The organism is Natrinema versiforme JCM 10478, from assembly GCF_000337195.1.
GTDB lineage: Archaea > Halobacteriota > Halobacteria > Halobacteriales > Natrialbaceae > Natrinema > Natrinema versiforme.
This window is the reverse complement of the sequence record NZ_AOID01000006.1, coordinates 1-2047: the sequence shown is the minus strand read 5'-3', so window position 1 is coordinate 2047 and position 2047 is coordinate 1. Positions and strand designations below refer to the sequence as shown.

The following is a 2047-nucleotide window of genomic DNA, read 5'->3' as shown; positions in this document are numbered from 1 at the left end:
ATCGGCTCCGAGTGGATCTACTCGGACGATACGACCCTGCAGCGGATCGACTCGCGTGACTGGGCTCTCGAGAGTACACACTACGGCAGTGATCGCGTTCGGATCAAACACCCCTTCGACAACTAATCAGATGCGCACCGATGTCACGCTCCGTGGGAGTAAGGCTGATCAGTTCGAACGGATACAGGACCACCTCGAGAACCGACGCGGTCACGAACTCTCGCGAACGGCTGTCGTCGGAATTCTGATGGCCGAGTTTGAGCAGAATATTGATGGAAATAATACTGTTTCTAGTGAGATTCTAAGTGGATGATCATTGAATATTTGTAACTATTCAGCCTAAAAGAGAGAATCTACATTGTCGGTACCAGAAACAGATGCTGTTCTTTCTATTAATTCTGAATAATGTTCAGAAGAAATTTGGCCATTCAGTAGCTGACTACACCATATTGGGTCGATTTCAAAGTCAATAATAATGTCATCAGTAGTTGTCAAGCTAATCTCCCCATGAGAAATAGGATATGAAGAGCGAGAAACGAAAGAGCAGAATGAGACTGCAATCCGGTTAATGTCTTCACTCACACCCTTACTGTATTCGTAATTGACTTCACAGTCGATTCTAAAGGCTCCTCCTTCAGCTGGTTCATAAACTAAATTAGTAATTGATATGTTTTCAGAATTAAGCAATATGATGAAATCCTCAGACAATTCCTGTATCTCATGGTCGAATTTATCTATTTGGCTTATATCCGGTAGAAGTTCCCGAATAACACCATAGACGATTAACGCAACAAGTGTGAATAGTAACACTCCACCAACAAAGTCAAGCTCAAATCGATATCGATAAAGGCTATAAACAGCAATCAAAAACATTACTGAAAATAAGAACTGAAATATTCCTAGGGCTGCTACTATCGCAACCCAAAATTTAGACTGCATTTCGCCTTCTTCCAACATTTCTCTTGATGAGTTAGCCGAATACTCAGAAGGTTCTTTATCTCTATGAATTAATGTACCTAAGCGCCGAATTTCCTTTACCTCACTGAGTTCTGACTTTTCTTCACCACCAGGCCCATACAAAGCTTCACCTATACCATGACGGCTGGCTGCACCAAGTAGAGCTATTAGAGCAAAAACCAGATTGTATCCTCCACCAATCTGGTGAAAGATATATACAAAAACAAGAGGCACGATATAATATAGTTTATAGTTCGCTTCCGACTGTGGTATCAGTGGTATTGGATTCACTGTTGGTGTTAGCTAGTCTCAGTTATTGAACCTAAATGAAAAGCACGATCAGTTCTGGGGAGATACAATGAGATATTCTATCCGAAGATGTACCTAAGAACTACGTGGTGCAGTCGCTGTCAGTTGAAATCGTGACGGCAATCCGCGGCAGAACAACGCAGGTTGATGTCATCTGCACAGTCTGACTGCGGATCTAACGCGCTCTTATATCCGAATTCGGCCGATTGGTTGGACTCGCATGGCAATGAATTTCGATCAGGCCACGCAGGCCCTGACTGACAGCGACGTGTGGATGGATGTCGGCATGGTCGCGGGCGGCTACCTCGCTCCGTACCTTGTCGACACCGCGACTGGCACGATGCTCCCGTCCGAAATCTTCGGTATCGGCGGGATGGCCCTCGGCGAGATGGTCGTTAGCAACCGAGCGTTCACCCTCGGCTCGGGCGCATTCGTGGTTCGTGAGGCCGCCGAGCGGTTCAACGCCCAGGGAATGATCAATGAGGTGCTGGCGTAGATGAGCCTCTCGCTGTACGCTGCGCTCGGTGATACCTCGAAATACATCTCGACAGACACGAACATCACCGATCAGCTGACGCCGGTCCTCACAATCAGTCCGAAAGACGGTATCGGGGTACTCATCCGGAACGCCGTCAGCGTAGGTGACAAATCCGGACTCCCGATCTACGGCAAGTTCAACGACTCGAACGGAAACCCGCTCCCGGCAAACACTCGAGTCGCGCTCGGCTACAAGGCTCCGACCGACGAGAGCATTCAGGTCGTCTCGGATCCGAAGGCCACG

Annotated in this window: 2 protein-coding genes and 1 pseudogene; 2 read left to right on the top strand and 1 reads right to left on the bottom strand. The window is 47.6% G+C overall.

What is annotated here, in order from left to right; translation table 11 throughout:
• Positions 1–339: 339 nt before the first annotated feature.
• The gene (locus C489_RS21390) at positions 340–1248 is read right to left on the bottom strand and encodes a hypothetical protein (RefSeq protein WP_152423081.1); all 909 of its coding nucleotides are present in this window, start codon (positions 1246–1248) and stop codon (positions 340–342) included.
• A gap of 238 nt (positions 1249–1486) precedes the next feature.
• On the opposite strand from C489_RS21390, the gene C489_RS02045 reads away from it, so the two are divergent.
• On the top strand, positions 1487–1762 hold the full coding sequence (locus tag C489_RS02045; protein ID WP_006429449.1) for a hypothetical protein: 276 nt from the start codon (positions 1487–1489) through the stop codon (positions 1760–1762).
• Positions 1763–2047 (top strand): annotated as a pseudogene (locus C489_RS02040) (hypothetical protein); the annotation flags it as partial. It abuts the gene before it with no gap.